Annotated in this window: 20 protein-coding genes; all 20 read right to left on the reverse strand. The window is 56.0% G+C overall.

All coding sequences use genetic code 11. The annotated features are described in order from the left end of the window. Window positions 1–16: 16 nt before the first annotated feature. The 20 genes from EC9_RS12015 to EC9_RS12110 all read right to left on the reverse strand — a co-directional run bounded on the left by EC9_RS12015 (window position 17) and on the right by EC9_RS12110 (window position 23,074). Complete coding sequence (locus tag EC9_RS12015; protein WP_246106089.1) at window positions 17–1,408, reverse strand: sensor histidine kinase; 1,392 nt, start codon at window positions 1,406–1,408, stop codon at window positions 17–19. Between the two features lie 14 nt (window positions 1,409–1,422). After that, the gene (locus tag EC9_RS12020; protein WP_246106090.1) at window positions 1,423–2,163 is read right to left on the reverse strand and encodes a UvrB/UvrC motif-containing protein; all 741 of its coding nucleotides are present in this window, start codon (window positions 2,161–2,163) and stop codon (window positions 1,423–1,425) included. Between the two features lie 354 nt (window positions 2,164–2,517). Beyond that, window positions 2,518–3,516, reverse strand: coding sequence for a hypothetical protein (locus EC9_RS12025; RefSeq protein ID WP_145345472.1), 999 nt, complete (start codon window positions 3,514–3,516; stop codon window positions 2,518–2,520). Between the two features lie 408 nt (window positions 3,517–3,924). Continuing rightward, window positions 3,925–4,983, reverse strand: a complete 1,059-nt coding sequence (locus EC9_RS12030) for a FemAB family XrtA/PEP-CTERM system-associated protein (RefSeq protein ID WP_246106091.1) — start codon at window positions 4,981–4,983, stop codon at window positions 3,925–3,927. A 136-nt stretch (window positions 4,984–5,119) separates the two neighbouring features. After that, window positions 5,120–6,055 carry a hypothetical protein gene (locus tag EC9_RS12035; RefSeq protein WP_145345474.1) on the reverse strand — a complete coding sequence of 312 codons (936 nt, stop codon included), beginning with the start codon at window positions 6,053–6,055 and terminating at the stop codon, window positions 5,120–5,122. A 16-nt stretch (window positions 6,056–6,071) separates the two neighbouring features. Next, window positions 6,072–6,335 carry a hypothetical protein gene (locus tag EC9_RS12040; RefSeq protein WP_145345476.1) on the reverse strand — a complete coding sequence of 88 codons (264 nt, stop codon included), beginning with the start codon at window positions 6,333–6,335 and terminating at the stop codon, window positions 6,072–6,074. Between the two features lie 896 nt (window positions 6,336–7,231). Then, entirely contained in the window at window positions 7,232–7,975 is a 744-nt protein-coding gene (locus tag EC9_RS12045; RefSeq protein WP_218934751.1) for a YdcF family protein, read from the reverse strand. Between the two features lie 151 nt (window positions 7,976–8,126). Then, a complete protein-coding gene (locus EC9_RS12050) occupies window positions 8,127–9,359 on the reverse strand; it encodes a glycosyltransferase family 4 protein (RefSeq protein WP_246106092.1) in 1,233 nt (410 codons plus the stop codon). 50 nt (window positions 9,360–9,409) lie between these two features. After that, window positions 9,410–10,849, reverse strand: coding sequence for a VanZ family protein (locus EC9_RS12055; protein WP_145345480.1), 1,440 nt, complete (start codon window positions 10,847–10,849; stop codon window positions 9,410–9,412). A 6-nt stretch (window positions 10,850–10,855) separates the two neighbouring features. Further along, window positions 10,856–13,036 (reverse strand): nucleotidyltransferase family protein, encoded by a 2,181-nt coding sequence (locus EC9_RS12060; protein ID WP_145345482.1) that lies wholly within the window; start codon window positions 13,034–13,036, stop codon window positions 10,856–10,858. Further along, complete coding sequence (locus tag EC9_RS12065; RefSeq protein ID WP_145345484.1) at window positions 13,033–13,434, reverse strand: hypothetical protein; 402 nt, start codon at window positions 13,432–13,434, stop codon at window positions 13,033–13,035. The genes EC9_RS12060 and EC9_RS12065 overlap by 4 nt, the downstream gene beginning before the upstream one ends. After that, window positions 13,427–13,645 (reverse strand): hypothetical protein, encoded by a 219-nt coding sequence (locus EC9_RS12070; protein ID WP_145345486.1) that lies wholly within the window; start codon window positions 13,643–13,645, stop codon window positions 13,427–13,429. The genes EC9_RS12065 and EC9_RS12070 overlap by 8 nt, the downstream gene beginning before the upstream one ends. Window positions 13,646–13,957: 312 nt before the next feature. Then, window positions 13,958–15,106 carry a glycosyltransferase gene (locus EC9_RS12075; RefSeq protein WP_218934752.1) on the reverse strand — a complete coding sequence of 383 codons (1,149 nt, stop codon included), beginning with the start codon at window positions 15,104–15,106 and terminating at the stop codon, window positions 13,958–13,960. After that, the gene (locus EC9_RS12080; RefSeq protein WP_145345490.1) at window positions 15,099–16,250 is read right to left on the reverse strand and encodes a glycosyltransferase family 4 protein; all 1,152 of its coding nucleotides are present in this window, start codon (window positions 16,248–16,250) and stop codon (window positions 15,099–15,101) included. The genes EC9_RS12075 and EC9_RS12080 overlap by 8 nt, the downstream gene beginning before the upstream one ends. Further along, window positions 16,243–17,277, reverse strand: coding sequence for an O-antigen ligase family protein (locus tag EC9_RS12085; protein WP_218934753.1), 1,035 nt, complete (start codon window positions 17,275–17,277; stop codon window positions 16,243–16,245). The genes EC9_RS12080 and EC9_RS12085 overlap by 8 nt, the downstream gene beginning before the upstream one ends. A 295-nt stretch (window positions 17,278–17,572) precedes the next feature. After that, window positions 17,573–18,430 carry a hypothetical protein gene (locus EC9_RS12090; protein ID WP_218934754.1) on the reverse strand — a complete coding sequence of 286 codons (858 nt, stop codon included), beginning with the start codon at window positions 18,428–18,430 and terminating at the stop codon, window positions 17,573–17,575. Between the two features lie 72 nt (window positions 18,431–18,502). Then, on the reverse strand, window positions 18,503–19,675 hold the full coding sequence (locus EC9_RS12095) for a glycosyltransferase (protein WP_145345494.1): 1,173 nt from the start codon (window positions 19,673–19,675) through the stop codon (window positions 18,503–18,505). Between the two features lie 445 nt (window positions 19,676–20,120). Then, a complete protein-coding gene (locus tag EC9_RS12100) occupies window positions 20,121–20,726 on the reverse strand; it encodes a polysaccharide pyruvyl transferase family protein (RefSeq protein ID WP_218934755.1) in 606 nt (201 codons plus the stop codon). A gap of 138 nt (window positions 20,727–20,864) precedes the next feature. After that, complete coding sequence (locus tag EC9_RS12105; RefSeq protein WP_145345498.1) at window positions 20,865–21,995, reverse strand: glycosyltransferase family 4 protein; 1,131 nt, start codon at window positions 21,993–21,995, stop codon at window positions 20,865–20,867. Beyond that, window positions 21,992–23,074 (reverse strand): acyltransferase family protein, encoded by a 1,083-nt coding sequence (locus EC9_RS12110; protein WP_145345500.1) that lies wholly within the window; start codon window positions 23,072–23,074, stop codon window positions 21,992–21,994. The genes EC9_RS12105 and EC9_RS12110 overlap by 4 nt, the downstream gene beginning before the upstream one ends. Between the last annotated feature and the right edge of the window lie 16 nt (window positions 23,075–23,090).

A 23,090-nucleotide genomic window follows, 5' to 3' on the forward strand; every position in this document is an offset into this window, starting at 1 on the left:
ATTCGCAAGGCTTTTCCTATTCTAAACCATTGTGCGTTATTTGCGATGCGTCGTCGCCATGGATTTCGGGGTTGATCTGCTGGCGGCGAGGCAGACGAACGATTGCGCGGGTACCGCGGCCGATCTGGGTGTCGAATTCCAAGGTGCCGCCCAGTCGCGTGATCACGTTGCGAGTCAGGAACAACCCCAACCCCATTCCGCTGCCCGGTTGCTTCGTCGTGAAGAAAGGTTCGACGGCGCGTTGGGCGACTTCGTCCGGCATCCCTTCTCCCGAATCGATCACCTCCAAAATGAAGTGCTCCTCCTCGGCGCTGACTTCCATCGCAACGGAGGCTTCTGCAGGGCTGGCATCCAACGCGTTGCCGATCAAATTCCGAATCGCTTGGGCGACAGCTTCCATCGGAATCCAGAGCGTGTAGTTTTCGAAGCTGTCGACGTCGTCGGAGACCTCCACACGGTGCGGATCGCGAACGCCTTCGAGAATCGCATCGACCAGATCGACCAGCGTGATCCGATCCCAATGCTCTGCCGCTTGATCGCCGGCAGCGTTTCGCATCCGCGACAGGATCGCCTTGCAGTGATTGACTTCCGATTCGATCAGGCTGAGATCCTGGCGGACCGCCGCGGGAACATCTGCATCGGCCGCGTGCCGCTGCATTTCGTGAACGACCACGGCGATCGTTGAAAGTGGTGAGGCGAGTTCGTGGGCGGCGCCGGCGGCGAGCGTCGTCAGCGCTTCCAAGCGTTGGCTGCGCGATTGTTGTTGCAGCGCGGTCCGCAGTTGCGTTTGGCGAACGGTCAGTTCTTCGGCGATCCGAGAGACAAAATAGGTCACGACCGCAGCGCAGGTCGAAAACGCTATCAACATTCCATGCTCGCGGATCCGATATCCGGCCGCGTGCGAATCGATCGAAAGCAATTCGATCGGCGTTCGGTAATAGGTCAACAGGGCAAAGCTGGCGATCGACATGCTGGTCAAGATCCACGCCCAGACGGGCCGCAAGACGACGCCAGCGACGGCAAGATTGACAAAAAAGAAGAAGACAAAGGGATTGTCGACGCCGCCGGAGAAGTAGAGCATCGCCGCCAAGGTCAACAGATCCAGCGTCATCAACAGCGAGGCGACTTCGGTGCGATAGAGCGCATCGTCGGTCGCTTGCGGTTCGGTCGGTTCGCGCGTTCCCAGCCAGATCGTGTAGGCCAAGTTCGACGCGGCGGTGAAGCCGATCAGCGCGAACAACGGCTCCAGCGGCAATTCGATCGGGAAAAATCGGGCGACGGCAGTGATCGTGACCAATTGGCCCACGACAGCAAACCATCTCAGCTGCAACAGCCAGGTCGATGTCCCCAGCGGAGACCGAAGCATCACGCTAGGATGAAACAGCCGGGTGAGGGCGGCGAACGGCATGATTGGAATCCGCCCTAATTCATCGATCGCTTGGCCAATTCGTCGCGCAATCGCGCGGCCAATTCGTATTGTTCGCTCTCGACTGCCTCTTGCAATCGTTCTTGCAAGGTGCGGCCGACCGAATACTCGCGCCGCAACGACTCCCGCAGCTCACGCAATCGAACGACCAATTCGTCGGTTTCAAAATGCTCTTCGGCGTCGTGTTGGTCGAATATCTCTTGGATCGATTCCAGTCCCGCATTGATCGCTGAAACCGCCTGTTCCGCCCCGTCGTCTTCGAGTTCGGCGAGGGCGTGGGCCTGGGTGCGATGGAACCAGACAAAAGGACGGTACTGTTCGTGTGTCGTCGACCAATCCTCGTCGGGCGAATGCAAGCGAGCCGCATCCATCAATTGCAACGTGTGGTCGGCGTCCAGGACGGCGCGGCGATAGTGTTGCAGACGCAGCCAGCAGATGCGGCGATGGTAGAACTGCATGAACTCGCGATCGACCTGATTGCATTGTTCGTCGCTGAGCGTAAAGCCGACTTCATCGAGTTCCTGCTTGCGAATCGCCTCGAGAATCGAACTGCAACCCTCGGGATGTTCACCATCGGGGCGGTCGGTCGTTTCCAGCTGCAAGATCCCCATGTCGACCCGCATTTGGATGACATCGCGGCCATCCTCTCCTTTGACCATCCGAACGCTCAGATTTTGCGAGTCGAAAGGCCATTTGCGTAACAGCGGATCGAGATGTTGCTTTTGATTTGTCCCCAAGATGATATCCAATCTGTGTCCAAGCGGCCCGGCGTTCCATATCCTGGCGACCCTTCGAATCGCCCTACGCTAATATAAAATATAACCGATTGCCTGGTTCAAAGAAGGACCGTTGGATCCCCGGGGCTCTCAAGGGCTTCAAACGGAAGCGTCGGTGAAAATAGCAATCGGTCAAACCGCCATCCCACGGCGGCCGATATCGCTAACCGAACGCGAGGTTGCCGGCAAAATGCCCTGGGCCGGCAAAGGGAGATCGCAAATGAAGGGGCAGCCACAATGGGGATCCACGCACGTGATCCGCCAAGAGTCGATGGGCGACGACATGTCAGGTCGTTGCCACGTACGATTCGGTTCTTAGAGGTGGCTGGCGATCCACTCCTTGATCATCTCCAGGGCGGGCAGTTCCAATTCGATGTCCATGTTCCGTCGCCGCACCGCCTTCCAGATCTCGACGATCGTATAGGTCGACAGCGCTGTTGTGAGCGTGATGATGATCCCCCAGAGGAAGCGTTGCTTCAGCCAACGCCAGCGGCCCAGCGATTGGGTCCGTCGCATAATTTGGGCTGTCAACAGATCGGGGTCGATCGATTGCCGAGGCGGTGTTGGACGCCCTTTTTTCTTCGACTTTGCCAAGACTAAATCTCCCTCCTGCGTACGAGGTGCGGAACGGTGTCGACGCGCTACTGCCCATGGGCGTACGACAAACGGGTCGGCAGGACGATGGAATCGACCGATTCCGACAGCGCCGACTTGAAACATTACATCGGTCAAATTTTGCCATGTCGCGCCGGCACGTGGGACAGCGTGGTCTGCGGGGCACAGCGATAGGTACCAAAGTTGGTCTTCGACGACGATCAACGCCCCCTGGCACGGTTGCAAGCCGACCGAACGCAGCCGCAGCGAACTGGGGTGATCGGCGCCGATCAGAGTCACCCGACGGTGCAAGCGCAACCGACGACGACGATGCAGGTAGGTGAGTTCCAGATCGGGCGGCTGGAACGCGACCGCGGGGCGCGAACCGTTGGGGGGCGTTTCAACGCGAACCGTGATTCGATTTTTGCCAACATGAAAGCTCACCCCGCCGTTAAACGCTTCGACGCTGATTTGCAGCTTCGGCACCAGCGGAGTGATTTCCACTTGGCTTCCGAAAACGCAGACCAAACCGACGACATCGGGCAGCGAACTGTCGGCCAGATGGATCTGGCAACCAGGATGGGAACCAACCAACGCAAACGGAAAGGGGAAGGCTTGCGAAACCCGTCGTGCACCGCTGGCGGTGGCGATTTGCACCCCCCAAGGCTCGACAGGCCAAAATCGGCTGAAATCATGCGATTGCGACCGTATGAGTTTCAAGCGTGGTGGTTCCATCAACGGCACAGCAAATCACATCGACTATTTGAACGCCCCGGGGAAAAACAATGCTTCGGTTCGATCGGCCAGCAGACGCCACCGGTTTGTCGGTTTCGCAATCCGAAGCGTCAGTGAGTGACTGATCCGAACCCAGCACTTTCGTGTGGGGCCTGAACGCGTCAGGCCAATCGCGATGAGGCAACGAAAACGACAATCCGCTAGGACGCGGCGAGTTCGCCAAAACACAAAAACGATAGAGCCCTCGCGTATGTTAACCTCCCAGTGAAAGATCCCATACACCTGGTGAGGGAAGGGCTGCAGATTGACTGGGGTGCAGCGGCCGACCGATTCGATTTTGCGGACGATTCGGCGCCGTCTCACGACCGCGCGAAAGCCCCTCTCCTCGGACGGCTAGGGGATCCCGCGAACGATGCTCGGTCCAATCGATTTTGTCAGCCAAACGGGTAGCTTCTGCCAGATCTTGATCCGCCGCTGATTCGCTTGCGAATTGGGACGCATCGCATCGACATCCCCATTGCGGACGTAGTACTGCCAAATCGCGGGCGTCGGCACAGCTCCCCATTGCGCTTTGAACCTGTGCGTGCCGCTGTCGAGGCTGCTGCGGCCAAAGTCGAATGTGTGGCTGCCACGCTCGATCGCTCGGCGCAGCAGATGCCGGTACATCCACATATTGGCTCCCGTATGATTTTGTGATCGCAGGCAGCTCGCACTGGGGACCTCGGTCACACCGTCGGCGTGCACCAACAATGCGGCAGCGCGGGGCTGTCGATCGCCGCTGACAACACACAGCTCCGCATCGCCGGCAAAGGCGTCGAGGATCTTGGCGAACAGCCCTTTGGAGAAGACAGGCGTCCCGAGATCGCGCATGTTGACGGCGAAGACGTTGTAGAAGTGGTCCAACAATTCGCGGCCTCCCCAAGCGATGCGATGATTCGATTGGTCCGCCTTGCGAACCTGGCTGCGGAGCTTCGATTTAAACGATTTGTCGAGCAGATCATCGGTGGCGGGCAAGGGCAACCGCATGTGGACCTTCTCGGTCCGTTGAAAGTTCAGCCGCGGATGTTCAACAGGCAGCTCGTGTCGGAGTTCCAGGTATTTGACATCCAGATCGTCGGCCAACTGGCACGCTCGATCGATCAACCGCGTCGCCGCATCAGTATCGCTCGCCCAGACGCCGCCGGTATTGATGTAGGGGAGCGAGACCAAAAAGCTGCCAAAGATCGGCCCTTTGACGAGCACCAGCGGCAGCATGCCGGCGATCCGATCGCCATCGCGGTCCGTGATCAGGTATCCCGAGTGCCCCAGCCCCAACCGAATTGCATCCCACCAGGCGGGATTATGGGCTGCCAAGCGAGGCCACGACGCGTCGTCATCGGACGATAGATCGAGCCGCAGCCGATCGCAGTCTTTCAGGTCTTCAACCTCGACGATCAGCTCGGTCACCGACACAGACACAACCACCTCAAAACCATCGCAAAACTTAGAAACCTCGGAACAAAAAAAGGCAGGTCCTCGATGCGAGAACCTGCCTTCAAAACTCGATCAACGCCTCCTCATCCAAGGAGGCCCCGAATCATCGGAAGCCTTAAGCGGCGCGTGCAGCTTTGCGACGACGACGTCCCATCGCACAAGCTCCACCAACGCAACCCAAAAGAGTCAGCATCGAAGCGGGTTCGGGAATGGGATTAACAGCCCCCACAGCCGCACCGGATAGCGAACCAACCCCGCCTAAAGCGGGCGCTGTAGTAAACAGCGACGTACCTGGCGGTCCTGGCAATGATCCGCTTGACCCTACGAAAAGATCGTACGATCCGGGCAAACCGCTACCGGGCATTGTTGCCGGCAAGAATGTAACAGGCTCAAAAGTTGTGGCCAATTTAGTAAAGCCAAACTCAGCATTCAATGTCGTCAACACGCCACCACCAACACCTGCTGCCAGGTCAAAAAGCCCCTCAACTTGATAATCAGTGCTATCGAAAGTAGACACAAATTCGCCGAGAGTATCCAAATTAGCTGCATCAATCGAACCAAAGTCTAACGTCGTGCTTGTCAGCAAGGCAGCAGAGGACGCTGCTATATCACCGTTAGTGAAGAGCGGAGAAAGCTGGGCGTTTGGAAGTACATCGCCAATAGAGTAGCCGGAACGGGTGGTTGCCTCCAGCAAACCAGCAACCTCCCCAGGTCCGATTCCTATAAAGTCTGCCGATACAATCAGTGCAGCATAGCTTCCAGGAGCAAGTGGATCCCCACCAATCGTTGAAAGCGAATATAGGCCAAGAAGCGTATCACCATGAACGGCTAAGCTGTTCAAAAATGGCTGGGTTGCTGGTCCATGCACGTATGTTCCCTTAACTCCCGCAAAAGTTAAGTCATCTTGAACTCCGTCATACCCACCAGGATCCACAATTGAAGGAAAAAGACTCGCAGCATTGGCGGATGTCGACGCCAGCAGTAGGGCTAGTAAAGCAAAATATTTAGTCATAAGAAGAATCCTCGTCATTTCGTTAGTAAAGAAAGTCATTCTGTTTGGTCTTGTGTCAAACAAGAATGAGCCGAGGTATGTCGTCTAACAGTTGCACTCTGCGAAGCTCGTCGACCCGCTCACGACGCCAGCGAATCCAACGACCGTCGTGATCCTTGACAACGTTCGTTCGACCGGCCGCCAATCCGAACAAGGGGCCGCTTGGCGTCGAACCGTCGACCATCTGAAACCCAAAATCGATCGGCGCCTCTTCGATAACATTCGGCGCGTCGTCCGCCGCAGGAGCCATCGAAACCACGTCGGGCAAATTGGAATCCAACCCCACATCGATCGCAGCATGCGCAGACGAACTCCCCGCTGCGCTGCAGAAGAGCGCAACAGCGATCCACAGGGTGCGGGAGACGATTCGAGTTCGAAGGAGTTCCATATGCCAAACATTAACCCCCAGAGGAGGTGGGTGCAATCGTTTTCATCGTTAAATTTTGCATCTGCCGGAAATTCTTCGTTGCCCGCTCGCTTGTGGCCTTTCGCTCCGCAAAAGTGCGTTCCCTCGAATCGCCCGACCGAGCGCCATCACCCGGTCCAGCCGCAGCTTGCTCTTGAAAATTTTGACGCTCAACCTCTCTGAGAACTCTTCCTACCTAGCGCTTCATCCACATTTGCATTTTGGGGTAGTGGACGAGGTCACGAGTCCTTTCGCGCCATAGATTATTGGGACTCGTGACCTCCTGTCGATTACCCACAAATATCCCCAAGAGGCTGTGACTTAGTGAGTAGCCGTATTCGAGATCCGTGAGCGGCGAGGCGCTAGCCGCCGGTTTTTCCCTGATGAATGCATTGAGTTCCGAACCGGCGGCTAGCGTCTCGCCGCTCATTTGAAAAGAATCACAGCCTCGAAGGGATTGGGGCAATTAGCCGTAGGTAGGCGCAAACGCCACCTACGGTTCCTAAATCCATCGCCTCTGTGACCGCGAAGCCGGTCACAGAATCATATGCAGGTGCGCTGCGACCGCCTGCGGGGGCGAAACGTCGCGACTCGCTACATTCCGGTGGTATCGCGTACGCTCAGCCACTGGCGAATGGCTGCGGGCGCCTGAGGCGTAGTTGCGACTTGTGGGTAATCGACAGCTCGTGACCTCGTCCACTACCATCACGCCTAAAATCAAAGTTGGACAAACCGCTAGGTCGCACTCGCGGACCGGATTTGCGCCGCGTCTATTGCCCGACCATCCCGGCCAGGATTTCGTAGGCGGCAACGGTTGTCTGGTGCACAGCGAACGCCTTCGGCACAATACCGACCGGTCCCAATGATCCCTCGCCCCGACCAAGGAAAACGATCGGCAGCGGTTCGATTGACAGTCCCGCTCGCTTTGTCAGTCTCAAAACTCTCGGCATATGACCCGCATTGGTGATCATCCCCCAACGCTGCTCTTCATCGGTTGCATCAAACCGTGTTGTCAGAAGCGCAATCTCTTCCCGGGTGTTGTTTCCCTCAAGAGACTCGATCGACGCAGCTGGCACGCCGATCGATTCAAGGAGGATCCGAGCTTGTTGCGCATGCGATATTTCCCCGTCGGAGAATGCTGGGTTACCGCCGGTTACAAGAATCCGCGATGTGCGGCCACTGTGATACATTTGAGCGGCCAAGATCAGGCGCTGACCGTCCCACAATAGCTCCGGCTGCCCACTGAGCCCCATCTTTGTGCTTCCCCCCAGCAAAACGACCGTGTCAAACGACTGATCTGCGGAGTGCTTAAACGGCAACACGGGGCGTTCCAGCAAGTAGTTCATCCGCGCCGCCACCCAGCTGTTTCCCGCAACCCCCAATAGCACGACAAACGCCAAATAGTGCCAGGCAAGCCGGTCTTGTCGCCGCCAAAAGGCAACCAGACAGCCGGCGATGGCGAGATTCCAGATCAGCCCCACCGGCATGACAAAATGGGTGAGGATTTTTTCCACGGCCTGCCAACCTTGTTGGAACCATCCCCAACCGGGCAACCCGAGCCAGAGTCCACCCGCGACCAGCAGGACCCACCAACGGCGCCGTATGAAAATTGAAGTTTTGGATTGTTCGTTCACGGCAGCGAGTGTCTCCAAATTCATAGCAAAGTTAAACTGAGACCGGTTGCTGCAGGCCATCATAAACGGCCGCCATCATTTGCATCCGTTTTGCAAAACAAAAACGTTGTTCCACCGTCGCGCGAGCCGCTTGCCCCAGTTGCAGCCGCAACTCGGGCTGGCACAGCAACTCGCCGATCGCCGCCGATAACTTTTCACGATCGCCACAATCGACCAGACGGCCGTTGGTCTGGCCATCGATAAGCCGAGGGACACCGGCGACACGCGTGGAAACGACCGGCACTTCGTACGCCATCGCTTCTAACAAAACGTTTGGCAATCCCTCCCGTAGACTACTGAGCGCGTAGATGTCCATCGCTTGGTAGTGCATGGCGGGGTCGGCGACAAATCCAGCCAAATGGATCCTATCCCCCAGCTCCAGGTCGGCGATCTGTTGTTCCAGCTCGCCCCGCGCCGGCCCCTCCCCCACGATGCTCAAGCCGACATCGATTCCAGCGCGGATCTGCTGGGCGACCGCATCGATCAACAGATGGAAACCTTTTTCGGGCGACAATCGCCCCACCGCTCCGACCAGCAATCGGGACTCAGGCCAGCCGAGTTCCCCCTTGGCCTGGGCTATCGATTGGCTGCGCCGCGTTTGCATTAGATCGATTGCATTGTCGACAAGCATCAACGACTTCGACTTCACTCCCATCCCCTGGCACGTCTCCAACAGGTCGGTGGAAACGCAGATCACCGCCTCGCAGCGTCGCAGAGACCAGCGATCGATCGCGTAATAAAGGGGCGTCTTCCATGTCTTGAGCACCCATCCGTGGACTGTCGAGACGATCCGCATTCGATGGGTTCTGCGCAACCAGATCCCAACGAGATTGCTTTTGTAGTCGTGGCCGTGCCAAATCAACGGCCTGTTGCCGACCAAGGAGAGCAGCCCCTTGGCGCGTCGCAAGATACCGCGATCGGTAGGTCCAAAATCATCGATCGCCACCAGCGGCGCATCCGCCTCTTGGGCTCGCGCTTCGATCGATTCAAACCCGCTATCGGCGGGATCACGGAAGTAGACGCACAAGCAGTCGTACCCCAGATCGTTCAGGAAGCGAGGCGAATGGAGGATCGTCTTCTCCGGACCACCTCCGGTACCATTGACGACCCGCGTATGCAGCACCAACGGCCACGAACCGGGCGTCGCGATCAACGCAGCGGCGCGAGAATTCAACGACACGCCCGCTGGCAGTTGCAAATCGGTCGGCAGGGTATCGTTGGTCACTGGGAAAACATTCAAGTCAATCGACACGGAAAATAGTATCGTCGCGCCGACTACTGATAAAGTCTAGAATAAGAGCCGTTACTGGATGGATCGGGTGTCAAACCCCAGGTCACTATCGATCGATAGAAGCCCCATCCGCAGAAGGCGCCCACGGCATAGATCAATACATCCGCGGCGTCGCCGTAAAACGGTACCAGGTAGATTTGCGAGATTTCGATGGCAACCCCGGCCCCAACGACAATCGCAAGCGACACGCAACAGGAAGCAAGTCGGGGAGGTGAAACGCGCTGACCTGGTCGCGAGAACGCGTTGCACAACGCCCCCCCCAATATACTAAACGCGATCAATTTGCCCATCAGATTTGAACCTGCCATAAACTCGCTTGTGTAATAATATTTTACGAATGGCGGCGTCCAAAATTGGGACCACGCGTAGGCGACTTCCGCATCGCTGGCGATCCGTTCGTAGCGGCCAAGAAATGCCATCACAACGGCCGCTAATGCGGTAACAACGGCAGCCACACGCACGGCCAGCCGGTCATTGAAACGCGCGATCGGTTCCAATTGCAGCCCGACAACCATCCCCAACAGACCTCCACCCCAACCGCACAACGCGTCTGCAAAGGTTGTAAAACGTGTGAAGATGGGAGCCTGCAACAGTTCGATCAGGATCGGAACTCCTATCAACAGCGCTAAGCCACGTTGTCGCCAGCCCGACACGACCAACAACAAACCGACAGGTAACATGCGAGCCGCGGAGAGTACTAGGCTTAGCGCGAGATGCAATGTGCCTCGCTGCAGATCGATCGAAACCAAATTCAGTTCCGGAACCCAAGCAAAACGGCCTGCCTGCCACTTTGCTTGCCATTCGTTCCCCGAAAACATGATGTCCAAAGGCAACACCGAATACGCGATCAACAGAGATAGATACATCAGCAACAACCAACCCGTGATCCGTCGCGATGAAGGACCGTCCCAGGTCAGTCGACGGACTTGCCGCCATGCGGCGACAGCCGGGCGTCCAACAAACATCCAGGCCAGTGGACCGATCGTGGCCCCGATACAGCCGGCTGCGATATCGTTTTGGGAAACGGTCCGCCGTGGATACCACAGTTGCAGGAATTCGATCGCCACGACGAGCGCATTGCCAAAAACGATGATCGCCAACAGCGCCAACGCATACCGGCCCGTCGTGCGGGAATCGCGATCGGCAGCTCCAGCCAGCAGGAAACCGAACGGAAATGCCACCAAACCGTTGGCGACCCAATCCGCCCTTCGGTAGACACCCAGGTTCAACCAAGGGATTTCCGGGAACCGTTTGATCGCCTCGGCAAACGAAAGGGGCTGGAATTCCAGCGGGACAATCGACGCGTAGATCAATCCCAAAACAGCAAACATCCCGCCCCAGCCGAGCCAACAGCGGAGTCGATGAACAGCGACGGGTGCTGGTGAAAGCATGTTGGTCTGGCGGTCGCTTGTGCTGGTAGCCAAGGTGGATCAAACGTCTTTGGTAAATTGGATGCGTTTTGTCCAAGTCAAAGGATCCAACCAGGTTTGGAAGCGAGGCAACGGGTAGTGCTCCATCTTCCACATCGCGAACCGGCGGCCCCTGGAACGCAATGTGGGTCCGTCGGGTACGGCGGCTCGCCGCATGTCTTTGTATAATCGCCGGCGCCGCATCCTCTCTGGTCTTTCCTGTAGCAACAGCTGACAGACGTGCTGGGGCCGACCACGTCCGACTAGGTCAGCGACCAAAAGCAATATCGTCGCCACAGCGCGACCAATGCCAAGCTGGGTGGTTCGCTTTGCGAAAATGTCCCAATCGAACGGCGTCGCGGAGTTCCCGTGCGGATTTCCTGGTCCACCTTCGATCAAGCAATAGATGTCCCATAGATCCCGATAAGCGCGTCGGTAATCGCCGATGTGAGCAATATTGATGATCGCATGCAGTGTTCGATCGATCGGATCGAGCATCCGAAATGGACTTCCAGCGATCGGGACCGAGCGTTCGATGAATTCGTCCGCACAAAAACTGTTTGGGTCAGCGCGGGGCAACAAACGGAAGTGAACGTCGAGTTCTAATCGTCGATAGGGATGGTGCAGTGGTGGCGTTTCGTGAAGCCAGCGTCGATAGTACCGAGCATCCGCGTCGGATATCTTTTCGTCCGATTGATATCCCGCATCGACCAAAGCACGCTCGACGCAAGCAACCGATTCCTCGGGAACCAGCAGGTCGAGATCGTTGGTGTTTCGTCCCCGTGCCCACGGAAGATCGGCGGCGATATAGGCAGCTCCCTTCAACAAGACGACCCGGTCACAAACCGCAAGTAGAAATTGCCGCAGATGAAGCAATTCGAATTCGACCGTCTTGCGAATCAATTCCTCTCGCTGATTCACTCGCAGCAAAACGTGTTGAACCACCTCAGGTAAAGAGAAAAGTTCAGGATCGGAGAGCCGCCGGGCAATCCGAGGCAACAACTCGGTGTGATTGGCGATTAATATCAAATGATTCCATTGCTTAAGTGTCAGCTCTGCAAGTAAATCCGGCGTATGTAGAGCTTCGACCAACAATTGCAAACCATCGGCCACTCCGCCAACATCGCGAATCGCCGGACCGTGTGGAGGACTCGCCGATCGATGCAACTTTGGAACGCTTTGCGACGGCGTTTCACGCGTCTGCGGCTTGCGAATATTAGATGATGCTGGCCCTTTCCGCGGTGCAGCACGACCCGTTGAAGACTCGGTCAAGCCCAAGGATGGAATGTCATCGAATAGAGAGTTGTCACGCAGGAATTTTTCTGCATCGGCGGCGTCGTCGTAGACCAAATCGTAAGCGGGCAAGTGCTTGGCAAGTTCAACAGCAAATTCAAACCCTCGCTTCCCGAGCAAGCGGAAGTTCAATCCATGTTGCAATAGCCTGGAAAACAACGTCCCCCGTTCAACGCGACTCAGTTGCAGTTCGACATTTGGAGAACGGTGTGGAAAGACGATCGCGACGGGCGCAAAACGTTGACCCGAGAGCTTCCGCGTCTCCTCGGTGGGCAATAGATGGGCGACCCGCACTGGTGGATCGAGAATCCTTCCCGAGGGACCAAAGACGGCCCTTTCTCCATAACGCTGGGACATCATCTCCAATGAATGCCCCTTCAATATCGTCGGGCGACCGAGGCCGGTTATTCGAAAGTCAGCGAGATCGAACAGCGAGATCTCGTCGCTCAACAGGCCCCAGCCCGACATCATTAGCGTCGACGCCAGCGTACTTTTCCCCGCTCCCGATTGCCCCGGAAAAACGATCGCGCCGCCGTTTCCACCGGGACGCACCGCTGCAGCTGCATGTACCGCCAATGCATCATCCGCACCGCGAAATATGCAGTGGCTGAATATCCACTCGATCGCACCGACGGTCAGCCGCGCTGGCCATTGGTGCCAAACTTTACCATTGACCGTTGATATCACCCCTCGTTTTCCACGAACGATTGTCGGATCGTGTCGCACTTGGAACGTTGAGAAATCGGCCGGATCCCTCAGCGGATGGTGGGGATACAACCGGTGCACGCCAACGGCAATTTCAGCAATGGGAGACTGCAATCGAAACTCATAGAGCCCCAGGGTCAATCCGATCCCGTTGCCTCTCAATCGCCGCCGGACTTCACGAAGCGTCGCCTCACCAATGCTCAATTTGTCACTTCCACATAAACAATTCCGATTTCCGCCATCTGGCCCAACGACAACTCCACATACTGCGACAGCTGATGGTCAATCGGCAGGTCGAGCGCCACAGATACTTCGCCGACCAACGTTTGCTGGTTGGCAGCGGAAGAGGGGACCCTGTTCAGAATACGAAGGATTTCGGCATCGATGGCGTTGAGCAAGAAGGCATCCGCAAAACGCGGATTATAAACGGCAAATTCATGCTCCGAGAGTGCTTCAACGACCAAGTCGTCGACCAGAATTCGCCAGCGAAAGGACGCTGTCGATGACTTTAAGTCCAACGGTGGACCCTGTGAAGCTTCCTGTTCGGAGAGCATCAGTGGTTTTGAATGTTGAAGAAGCTGAGAAACGGATCGACTAGTCATCCGTGTCGGTGATCGTGCCGCCCGATACGCCTGAACCGCCTCCGTCGGCGTAGGCCTTTTGAGCCGATCCAGCCACGATCAAAGGTCCGCCCGCCATCGCGGCGGTGAGCAACATCCGCCGGCGTTGCTTCATCGATTTGATGTTGTCGGAGTCCGCAAACAGACATTCGTCTTCCGATTTGATCGGTAGATTCTCTTTTTTCACGTTCATAGCATCACACTTTGCAGAAGACGGAAAGGAAACGGTAGATCGGTCGGCGAAGCGGCGTTGCAGCAGCATACCACAAGAGGGGCAACCTGTCAGCCACTTACAACAAAAATGGATGAGATAACGCCCAATTGGAAGTAGGCGATTGGCTGGGCGCCCCCGTTCTCCATGTTCGACAAAACGGTGTTGGCATTCGCAAACAGCAACCGGTAGGAACGAAGAGACGATTGCAGGCGGCCGGAAGCCACATGAAAGTAGAGTCGAGTCATCGCCATCCCCCCGGGGCCACTGCGTATGCGACACTGCAAACGCAACTTAACTGGTGGGCAGTATCCGAGTTCGAAACTGTGCCGCCTTCGCTTGCCAACTCTCGCTGGCGAGCCGCGCAGCAAGCCGCTCAATTCGTTTTGACGATCCCGCTTCGCGCTGTTGCATCGCCTGAATCGTAGCGGCGACAAATTCTTGTTTATTGGTGACCATCTCCAGACAATCTCGCCAATCGCTGACCGCTGGCAGCGAGGCCGCCACGACGGGAACACCTGTCGCCAGGTATTCTTTCAGTTTCAATGGCTGCATCGCGCGGGTGACCGGCAGGTCGGCATAAGGCATGATCAACACCGACGCCTGACGAGCCAACGCGGGCAATTGAGCAAATGGGACGGGACCGATCGCGGCGATCCGCGGATGCAAAAGGAGCCGCGGATCGGGATCCTGTTGAGGTCCCGCCAATACGATCGTCCCCGAGTTGATCCGATCGGCCAGAGCGAGGACCCATTCGGCATTCATCCGCCGGTCGACGACACCCCAAAAAACAGCCAGCGGACCCGGCAATGAAGCGATCTCCGCCGGCGGTTCCCCGGTTGGTTTCGCCCAGAAATCGCAATCGACCCCGTGGGTCAAGATCGAGACGTTGGGATGCAGAGGACGAATCGCATCGGCGAGATTTTCAGAAGCGGCGACGACACAATCGACTTTTTCTAAAAGCGAGCGTTCCATCATCCGCATCGCATTGGCGGAGAGCCCGGGCCAGACGGAAAAATCATCGACGCAGTAATAGACCCAACGCCGGACCGGCAGCCGGCCGACGAGATCGGCAACGATTGGGATTGTCGTCACCGCGATCGCCCCATCGGAGACATCGTGCAACTGCCGTGTCAACAGTTGTGCGTTCAACGCCTGGTCCCAGCGGTGCGACATCCAGGGCCACATCGTTGGATTGCGAATTGCCAGGGCGGCGGGGAGCGGGGCGGCAGAGACTTGGTCTGCGGCCGACAACCATTGATGCAGCTTTTCAGCGCCACGTGCAACCGTCATTCGGTCCCATCGCGGCGGGCGCATCCCAACCGTGTTGACCCAGGTCGCCGAGAGCTCGGGCAACAGCTCGCCGACGAGATGCTGACAGCTGCTCGGGTGCCGCCCCCAATCATCGGAAAAGACCAGCAACTGGTTCGTCGTTTCAGACACGGTTCGCCAGCACCGACCAATCGAATTCTCGCTTGGCCCGTTGCCGGCCGGCACGGCCCATCGAGTCTTTGACCGTCGAATCTTGGAGTAACTGAACGGTTGCGGAGGCGATTTCATGAGGCGAACGTGCATCGACCAACCGGCCGGTCACGCCATCTTCGATCGCTTCGTAGGTTCCTCCCGAACGGCCTGCAATCGTTGCTTTGCCACAGGCCGCGGCCTCCAGCAATACCATCCCAAAGCCCTCCACGTCGCTTCCGATCTGGCGATTCGGTAACGCAAACAAATCGCATTGCTGATACATCTGCAATAAGCTGCTGTCGGACACCTTGGGGTGCCAACAGATCGACGTCGATACTCCCGTTTCCGCTGCCAAAGCGTGAAGTGCTTGGCGTTCTTCGCCATCGCCCGCGATCGCATATTTCAACTTGGGAATCGCAGAAAGGATTTCAGGCAAGGCACGAATCATTTGATCGTGCCCCTTGCGTTTCTGTAATCGCCCCACCGTCAGGACGACGGGAGCATCGTTCCAGCCTAAAGCATACCGGACGCTCAAGTTTCGAACGGAGGGACAAAATGTTTGCGTATCAACGCCCGGATTTAGAACGGTGATTTTACCCGCAGGAACGTTCCATTGCTCGGTCAGTATCCGTCGCGTGTTTTCGCTGTTTGCGATCATCCCTTGAGCCCGGCAGAGTACCTTGCGCGCCATCCAGCGATGTTGCCGACTGGCCATCACCCCTCCGTCCTCGCTTCCCTGGAGGTTCAATTCCTCGCCATGCGCGTAACAATGGTACGGAGTTCCGGTTCGCATCGAATGCAGATAGGCTAACCAACCCTCGGGGAGCACACGAGCGGCGTGGAGCACGACATTCTCTTGGGATGGCAGTTCGGCTGCAATACGTCGTAGCAGACGCCAATACCCCCAAACGCCGCGCGGTGACAATCCGCCGGTGTCTGCAAGTGAAAAAACAATTCGCCGAATCCAGCTATCTGCGTCCACAAGTTCGTCCGCTCCAGACGCTAACCGATCGACGATCGCAAGGGTCGAATCGCGCGGCTGACGTCGAGCTAGCTCATACAACCAGCGTCCACTTCCGCCATGCGTCGGCGGAAAAATCTCCGACAAATAAACCCTATGCATCAAGCGTTTCTGTGGCAGGCTGGTCGCCGAAATCGGTTAGAGCGGGTTCAACGGCCATGCGGTTTGCGACAATCCAAGTCGCGAGGCCAACCGAACCCAATAGATAGGACGACTCCAACATCGCGCCACTGGAAAACATGCTGGCGGCAAGGTAACCAGGCAATCCCGCCACAACCGCTAGGATTGCCGTGCCGATCCATATCCCCTCTTCGCCATCGAAGACCAGCGTCTTTGAGAGACTTAAGGCCGCGAACCAGGCGATCCCAAAAAAGGAGAAATACAATATCGCCGCTGGTATGCCACAACCCGTGGAAATCTCGAACAGCAGATTATGCAGCCCCTTGTTTTCCGTCTTGAGTCCACCTTCGTAGTATTTAGGCACCAGACGACTTCCTGCGTAGGGCCCCACGCCCAGCAGGGGATGGTCTAACGTGATCGCAGCCCCAGCCTTCCACAATTTAAACCGACTCTCTGCCGATCCATCACGATCTTCGGTTGATTCAAAACTGGACATGAATTCTTTGACAACCGGCGGTCCCGCCAACACCATGGCTGCCGCCACGCCGAGCCCAGCGGCGCTCAACGTATAGCGATTGCGTGGCATCTTAACGGCCACAATGCCCATCATGCCAACCGTAGCCAACATGCCGCCGCGAGATTCCATCAACATGATCTGATGAATTTGCAGAAGGAAGATTCCACCTGCGATCCCTCGCATCCACCATCCCGTCGCAAACAAGGCGATCGCCGCGGAACAACCGGCAATCGGAACCGTCATAATCGTGTACAGATTGTTGTCCCCCTTGGTCCCCCATGGCCGGTTTGCGTACATGGAAAACCCGTCTTGGAAATACTGTTCATTGATTCGAAATGCGCTATACCCCTGCGCCAGGATCATAACCCACAACATGATGTAGATCTTTTTTGGTGAATCGAGCAATACGACGGCCATGAGGGCCATCAGCACGATCTTCCAAAAATTGCTCATGTAAAACGCACTCGCCTCGGGGGCGATCGACTGGTTCATACTGACAAAGGCTAATGCGAGGAACGCAACGAGGCACAGGCACGCGGACTGCGATTTGCCCCAGAGGCGGTTCCCTTGCATGCCAGACAACATGAATCCAATCAACGTGGCAGCGGCGATGTAGGGTTGAAATTGCTGGTCCTGAGGAATCGACCATCGCCAGTTCCAATTCGGTTCTAGAAGGACAAATCCATAAAACCCTACCACTCCGATCCATGGGCGGAAGATTGCGGCCAGGCAGATTCCCAGGAAGGCGGGATAGATGAAGAGGAGACCAAGCATAGGATTGGAAAAGCTATCGCGGTGAGTCAACCAGGTGGCCGATATCTAACCGTTGGGCCGTTTCCTGCAGGTCAAAATTCAGTGTCAGCTCCTTGCCCAATAATTTACGGCTAACGTGTTCCAAACGTTTATAATCCGGATGGTTGATCGACGTACAGTGCCCTTCTTCCAAGGAGGGGCGATCGAGCGGCACAACGTCCCCACCGCAGTGCCGGCGCCAGTACATGATTCCGGTACCGTGGTCGTAGTAGTGTTTCGCCCTCCGTCGGCGTTCACGGTCGCTGGGGCAATTCGGATGGCAATCAAAACGTTGCCACCAACCGGTACCGTGGCGAAATTGATCTTCGCTGGCCGCCGCCGTCGTGCACGCTGCCAGCTCCCAATACCGATGCTTTCGAAAATTCAGCCAATTTCGTCGCCCCCCCAGATCTCGCACGGCGGCGATCTGTCCATCGGTCAGAGCTTCAAACGTTCTGGCGAGTCTTTCCATCACATCCATGCGGCACAGTAGATCTGAATGCCAGAACGCAAGCCGCGGGGTCCAGAGAAAGGCAAATTCCAGCGGAAAATGCATGTACATCAGTGGCAGGTCGAAGCCACGATTGAAGTCCACGACCACGGCATCGAGCGCTGCCGACGGGGCACCAAACCGAGGGTCGAAGCCGACGACAGGCGTCCAGCCAACGGCTTGGACGAGGCGGGTTTGCAGCATCGTCCAGTGGTCGTTGACGTGCCAGCACAACCAGGGCCGTTCGATGCCCCGTACTGCCGCCTGCCAATCCGCAGCGGCGTGGTAGAGACGTTCGAGCGGGAACGGAAAGGCATGCCAATTGCCGATTCCGGTGTGGTGGTCGATTGCTTGCTCAGCCATGAATTAAGGAGCAGGACGGTCTAAAAATAAAACCCTGCCGTAGGAGATCTCCCTGAGATGTAACGCACACTGTCATTGCAACGCCTCTCGATTTCTGCCCACAGTTTTAACAACGGACAAAAACGAACGCATCGCTGACTCCGGCGAATATAGTTCACGCACGATACGTTGTCCTTGTTCCGCGGCTCGAATGCGAGTTTCCGGGTCGGATAGGAGTCGATCGCAACACTCAGCAAAGTCTTCTATTGCGTCAGCACGACAAACTCCCGAATCCTTCCCAAGTGCTAGGCCGTATGCCCCGATGGTCGTGCTCACCACACATCGTTTCAGCGCCAATGATTCCAATATTTTGATACGCGTTCCACGGCCCTCCAACAGCGGGCAAATACTGAGGGTCGTTGAATCGAGGTAGGGGGGAATCGAGGGAACTGAGCCGACGAACTCCACTCCATCAGCGAACCGCCAGTCCCAAGCATCCGGTATTTTGGCAGGTACTCGCCCCACGACACGCAGCGTCGTCCCAGGTCGCTTCCGTCGAATCTTCGGGAACACATGCTCTATAAACCAACGCAATCCCTGCTCATTGGGCTTGTACGCTAGTTCGCCCACAAACAGCAAATCGGAGGGTTCAATCGCAGTTGAATCGTCACTTACAATTGCTTCACGCGGGAACGCGTTGTGTACGACGTGAACGTTATCAAGCCCTAAATACCGCGCATCGTCCTCACTGCAAACGAGAACTGCCCCAAACCGCTTGAGGCTTTGTTTTTCGGCTTGCCGGACCCAGCAGAAACGTAACCACTTAAGCGGCGCAAGGATCCTGGGGCCACGACAGAGTCCCTGTTCGCAAATCTGCGACGGAATATCATCGACATCCACGATACACTTCGCCAGGTCAGATGGAGCCGATGCCCACGCGGCTCCCAAGCGATGCAATACCACTACATCACTGTCTCGTTGGGCTGCGGCAACCTTTGCCGCGAACCGCGAATTGGGGAAGAACAACCACCCCCAACGCGCCGCCAACTCGGACGCTCGTCCACCGTTAGCAGCATAGGGAAAATGATCTACGACTTGCGTGTCAATCCGATCGGAAGACATGCAAGCCTGTTCAAGACATAGCAACCGCAAGTCCGAACCGTTTCGTGGAGGCTCGTTGCGTTTCCAGGAAGTGATCAGAAATACCTGCATGTCGCTATCGGATTCTACCGCCCGTACGGATCGATTTTCGCTAAGGTTGTCCATGCAAACAAAGTCTTGTGAGAACTTTGAGCCAACGCGTAAATGCCATTTCCGGCCTGGCTCAGTCGCTTCACATTTCGCAGTGAAAAGAAAATACTTGCCTGTGCAAAGTCCGCAAATATTATTCAGAACTTGAAGCAACTTACATAACAAGTGATAATACTATTGTATGCAGCCACCAATCAAACGCGTGAAATCTCATAACCGATGTCCACGGTCAATTCCAGTCGGCTCGCAACTTTACGACCTCTGCGTCGAGCTTTTCCAAAATTTCGTCTAGACGAAAGTCCGTGCTAAGTTGTGGACGGCTTCGAATCGCCAGCTTGAGCGCGGTGGCTTTTTCAACTACAGCGTCCTGAACGCACAAGGGATTCACCCAAGCACGTTTACGGATTCGAGGCGAGATTACAGGCGACTCAACTTCACTTGACACCCCAACGCCGCTTGCTCAGTCTGCCCACTTCCACTCCGTGACACCTTCTGCCTCAATTTGGTGCTGCAATGATTTGATACGTATCCATGGGACACGAAAACAATCAGCAACGATGGCGCCATGCATCGCTTCTGCAATGATACACTCGCTCGACCGAATCTCATCTATGATATCACAGACGGATCTACATGGATCAATGTAGTGAAAACCAGCTTTCCGACAGGCAAGCTTCCACTCTAGTCCCCGGTTAAGAAACCACGGTACAAAAGAGACTTTGTGTCTTTTTTTCAAAACCGGCCAAGGCAATAGCCGCAAACAATATGCACCATCACAGATCGATTCACAATTTCCAAGTGCCGCAGCGGACCTTTCCCCTCTCACAAAGCGAATGTCCCACGTTTCGTCTATTGCTGGTAAGCATGCAATACTTCGAACTCCGGCTCCGAAAACAATTTTTTTATCGAGCGCCGGAATGCGCTGATCCAGAATCGTACCAATTCCAATAAAGAGATCTTCGTCCCGTTCGTCAAATACATCACCGAATAGTTGTGGCCACAAAAATGAATTGATCTCGTCGCCGAAGTTTGGAAACTTTTTGTTGCAATAATAGAATAACTTCACTGAATCCACCTTGCTTTGCTCACCCAACACTATTGTTCTGCAACACATGATCGGCGGAGTTCTCGCCGCGCCCGGAGTTCACCTTGCGATTGGTCTTTACGATCGACACGCAGTCTGCGACAGAGTCATTTAGCACAATCATTCAACTCTTACTCTAACGCTGCTATAAACTTCGACCGCGGACCGTACATGGGCTTGTAGGCTGAAAAGCGTTTCGCAACGCTGACGTCCATTCCGTCCCATCTTTTCCCGTTCCGCACGGTTCTTTATGGCAGTTGTCAGGAGAGCGGCCAACGCAGGAGAGTCTGCGACTGGCGACAACCATCCGGTTTCGTTGTCAACAATCATTTCAGGTATCCCTCCAGTATCGCCGCCGATTACAGGCAGTCCATAAGCCATCGCCTCCAACGTGGCATTGCCAAGCGGTTCGATACGCGAAGGCACAACCGCTAGATCGGATGCGGTCAGCCACGCAGGTACATCTTTGCGAAAACCTTTGAATTGCGCCACGACCCCAAGTTCGGCAGCCAGTTGCTCCATGGCCTGTCGGTAGGCGCCGGCATGCTGAATGTCGTCGCCCACAATCAACAATTCGGCCATTTCACGTACAGGATGCGCCAACAACGACCAAGCCTTGATCAAATCGGAAACCCCTTTGCGTTCCACGATCTGCCCCGCATACAGCACGATGACTTTATCGGCAGGCAATCCCAACTGCTGCCGCATTCGAAGTCGAGCATCTGCAGAAGGCACCGTTGTGAGAGGCAAGCCGTCGTACAGCACACATCCCGTTTGCCTGGCTAATCTTGGCGATGCTTGCTGCAGCGTTTCCATCAGATATCTCGAGACAAAAACATGCTGTTCGGCCCCGGCGCGATTCATCCAGTCAATTGCGTTCTTATCGTAAACGAACCGGTGATGGCAGACGCGGGGGATGTTCAAATTCACCGCTGCCGAGGAGACGATCTGATGGGTAGGCAAGTCATTGCTGTGAATGATATCGGGTTGGAAGGCACGGAAGAATTTCCGCAACCGATGGCGTGAATTTAAATAACGCGGGAGCTTCCACTTGTCTCGCATGGGTAAGTCATAGACACGACAGTCTAAACCCGCCAAGCGAAAGCGCTCAGCCACTTCGTTTTCAAAGCCTGTGAGCACCACCACTTCATGCCCCGCCTCGACAAGTCCAACAGCCAATCGTTCACAGGCGACTTCCGCGCCGCCCAAAAAAGGCGAACGGGCGGCAAGACAGATACGCAGGGTACTCATAAGACAACTCGCTTGGCATTGCGTTGCTCAACCATGGACGTAAAAACTTCATCCGAATGGTTGTGGCTTGCCCCCCAACGCCGGAGTATTCGATGCGCCGGCTTTTCCACACTGTATGTCACCACGACAGCAACCAGCACGGAAACTAATGCCGCCAGCCATTGCCCACTCCATAGTGGCCAACCGTGCTTGGTGGCGGTGCGAACAATCGCATAGCCGACGTTTTCATGCACTAGATACAGCGAATAGGAAATCGTGCCCAACCAAATCAGCCAACGATTCTCTAGCCAGACCAACCACCCCGACGAGGCCGCATAGAGCACTAAGCCCAGAGAGGCAATGATCGCTAGCGGATACAACTCGACTCCACGTCCGTACGCGTTTAACAAGCAAAGCATTGCAACGACTGGTAACATCGCAGACCAACGCGTACGGGCTTGGTAAACCCAAACACCGAAGGTGAACAGGTACAGATGGCGAAGCAGGGGGAAATAAAGCGGCAACTTCCACCATCCGGGCACCCGGTCCCAAGCCTGAGGAAATACAGCCAAAGTATCGAACAGCACGACAGCCGCCATCGCCCAAGGCAACCATTGAATCCGACGGATCGCGAGCGTAAGCGCGACGCAAAGGTAGAACAACAACTCAATATACAACGTCCAAAACGAACTATTGACGTTTGGAACGTCCCATGCGGTCTGCAGCATCGTGACATTCGCAATCACAACACCAAGAGAAAGTGGCCTTTCGGGGACCAAACCGGAGACGAGGACCGCAGCGACAGACAACAACAATGCTACCCAATAGGCAGGATAGAGACGAGCAAATCTTCCCCACAGGAAGCGTGTAGAACTGGACTGACGCGAGGCGGACATCAAGATTACAAAGCCACTGATCATAAAGAACAGATGGACTCCGTATTTTCCATCATGAAAACCTGCAGCCTGGACACCGGACATAGGTGCAAAAACCGTGTAGTGGTACACCACGACTGCAACCGCTGCAAGACCGCGTAACGCGTCAAGCTGCATTAGCCTTGCTGCAGATTGTCCTTTGACTTTGTTAGTTGGCTGTTCCATAAAATGTCGGGGACAT

Origin of the sequence: Rosistilla ulvae (assembly GCF_007741475.1) — a bacterium.
Classification (GTDB): Bacteria; Planctomycetota; Planctomycetia; order Pirellulales; family Pirellulaceae; genus Rosistilla; species Rosistilla ulvae.